Origin of the sequence: Albidovulum sp. (assembly GCF_049646345.1) — a bacterium.
GTDB lineage: Bacteria > Pseudomonadota > Alphaproteobacteria > Rhodobacterales > Rhodobacteraceae > Albidovulum.
This window is the reverse complement of sequence record NZ_JBARVQ010000829.1, coordinates 1-2,350: the sequence shown is the minus strand read 5'-3', so window position 1 is coordinate 2,350 and position 2,350 is coordinate 1. Positions and strand designations below refer to the sequence as shown.

Below are 2,350 nucleotides of genomic sequence, written 5' to 3'. Positions count from 1 at the left end.
CGTCTAGGATCCATTCGTATTGCATCTTTATTCCCGCGAAAAGTGGTTTCTATGTTTATATTCAACCCCAGCATGAAAATGTTCCTTAACATCGAATAGCTTTTCAACCCGCCGAAAATGGCGGGGGCGAATCGCGTAAGCCATTGATCTTTATAGGGCAGGTTTTCAGCAAGCGCGCAAAAAGCAAATTCCGGGGTCGGGGAAAGACTTGAACCCGGATATCGCGCGACATTTCAAAGCCGACATAATCCTGGCTGCGGATCTGAATTGTTACCGCCGGATCGCCAATTCCACACGCGCGGGTAATCCGTATTTTAAAGTCTTGCAGAAATGAAACGCCCCACCAAATGGCGGGGCGTCCTAAAATTCGGATATCAGCCGTCAGGTTACGCCCGGCGGCCCGCCTCCAGCGCGTCCTCGAAGGTCCGAAGGCCTGTCCGCGGCGCCTGAACCAGAACCGCCATATTGCCCGGCTTGTGCTCATTCCGGCGCATCTTCATATGCGCGGCCGGAATTTCGTCCCAGGGAAAGACTTCGGACATGCAGGGATCAAGCCGCCGCTCCAGCATCAGCTTGTTCGCGGCCGAGGCCTGCGCCAGATGCGCGAAGTGGGAGCCCTGCAGACGCTTCTGATGCATCCACATATAACGCACGTCGAAGGTGCAGTTGAAGCCCGAAGTTCCGGCACAGATCACCACCATGCCGCCCTTCTTGCACACGAGAGATGAGACCGGGAAGGTCGCCTCGCCCGGATGCTCGAACACCATGTCGACATTTACGCCCTTGCCGGTGATATCCCAGATCGCCTTGCCGAACTTGCGCGCCTCTTTCAGCCAGGCATTATACTCCTCGCTGTTGACCTTGGGCAGCTGGCCCCAGCATTTAAAATCATTGCGGTTGATCACGCCTTTGGCGCCCAGCCCCATGACGAAGTCGCGCTTGCTCTCATCACTGATCACCCCGATCGCATTGGCGCCTGCGGTGTTGATCAGCTGGATCGCGTAAGAACCAAGACCACCCGACGCGCCCCAGACCAGCACATTCTGGCCCGGCTGAAGATCATGCGGCGCGTGGCCGAACAGCATCCGGTAGGCCGTGGCCAGCGTCAGCGTGTAGCAGGCGGCCTCTTCCCATGTCAGATGCTTCGGACGCGGCATCAGCTGCTGCGCCTGAACCCGGGTGAACTGCGAAAACGATCCGTCACCGGTCTCATAGCCCCAGATCCGCTGGCTGGGCGAAAACATCGGGTCGCCGCCATTGCAGTGTTCGTCGTCGCCATCATCCTGATTGCAGTGGATCACAACCTCATCGCCGACCTTCCAGCGCTTCACCTTGTCGCCCACCGCCCAGACGATGCCCGAGGCGTCGGACCCGGCGACGTGATAGTCCTGCTTGTGAACGTCGAACGGGCTGATCGGCTCACCCCGGCTGGCCCACACGCCGTTGTAGTTGACGCCGGCCGCCATCACCAGAACCAGCACCTCGTTGCTGTCCAGCTTCCAGGTATCGACCACCTCGACCTGCATCGCGGTATCGGGTTCGCCGTGGCGTTCGCGCCGGATCGCCCAGGCATACATCTGCTTCGGAACATGACCGAGCGGCGGCATTTCTCCGATCTCGTAGAGGTCTTTTTCGGGCGCATCATAGGGCGCGATTTCGGTTTGCGTATCCAAAGCCATCTACCTCTCCTGACAATCTCGCCGCATCGCAGAATCAATGCGGGTTCAAGCTATGGAATAGGATCGGCGCAGTAACATTGCAATAGATTGCGCTATCTATTTTGTAATTTTATGTCTCTTCGGTTGGCGAACGCCGCGTTTCGGCGGGATTTTCCCGGTTTCCGATGCCGCAGTTGCAGCAATATGTTGTTCGACCGCCGCCGCGTAGAACCCGATCAGCGCCCGGTCCTTAGACGGCACCGTGATCCGCCCGCCCTCGCGCCGTATGATCTTGCGCAAGGTCAGGATCTCCAGCGCCCGTCTGATCGCCGCCTCGACCGAGCCGTCCGGCAGGTCAAGATGCACGCCCGCCGCCTCAAGCCGCGCCGCCAGCCCCCCGACCCGCGCCGTCAATTCGTCCTGCGACAGTTCGGTTTCCCCGCCAATCGCCGCCGCGATCAACGGCACCGGCAGGACCGAGACATTGCGGGCGATACGGCTCATCATCTCCTCGGCCAGTTCCGCCGTCACATCTTCATGCGGGACGGTCAGAAACTCCGCCAAAGACAGCGGCGCGCCGAAACTGACCGAGGCCACCCCGAACTTCTCGAACCGCCCCGCCAGCACCCGGCGCACCTGCCGCCCGATGAATTTCAGGATCGACCAGAACGAGGCCCGGAACCGCCTGACCC

1 protein-coding gene and 1 pseudogene are annotated in these 2,350 nt (G+C 59.9%); both read right to left on the bottom strand.

The genetic code is table 11. The annotated features are described in order from the left end of the window. Positions 1–386: 386 nt before the first annotated feature. Complete coding sequence (ccrA, locus tag WBB85_RS21710) at positions 387–1,679, bottom strand: crotonyl-CoA carboxylase/reductase (RefSeq protein WP_432640652.1); 1,293 nt, start codon at positions 1,677–1,679, stop codon at positions 387–389. 96 nt (positions 1,680–1,775) lie between these two features. Then, a pseudogene (locus WBB85_RS21705) lies at positions 1,776–2,350 on the bottom strand (hypothetical protein); the annotation flags it as partial.

What these genes read in the sequence shown, in the direction of transcription:
- ccrA (WP_432640652.1), bottom strand. Translation starts at nt 1,679, where the DNA reads ATGGCTTTGGATACGCAAACCGAAATCGCGCCCTATGATGCGCCCGAA.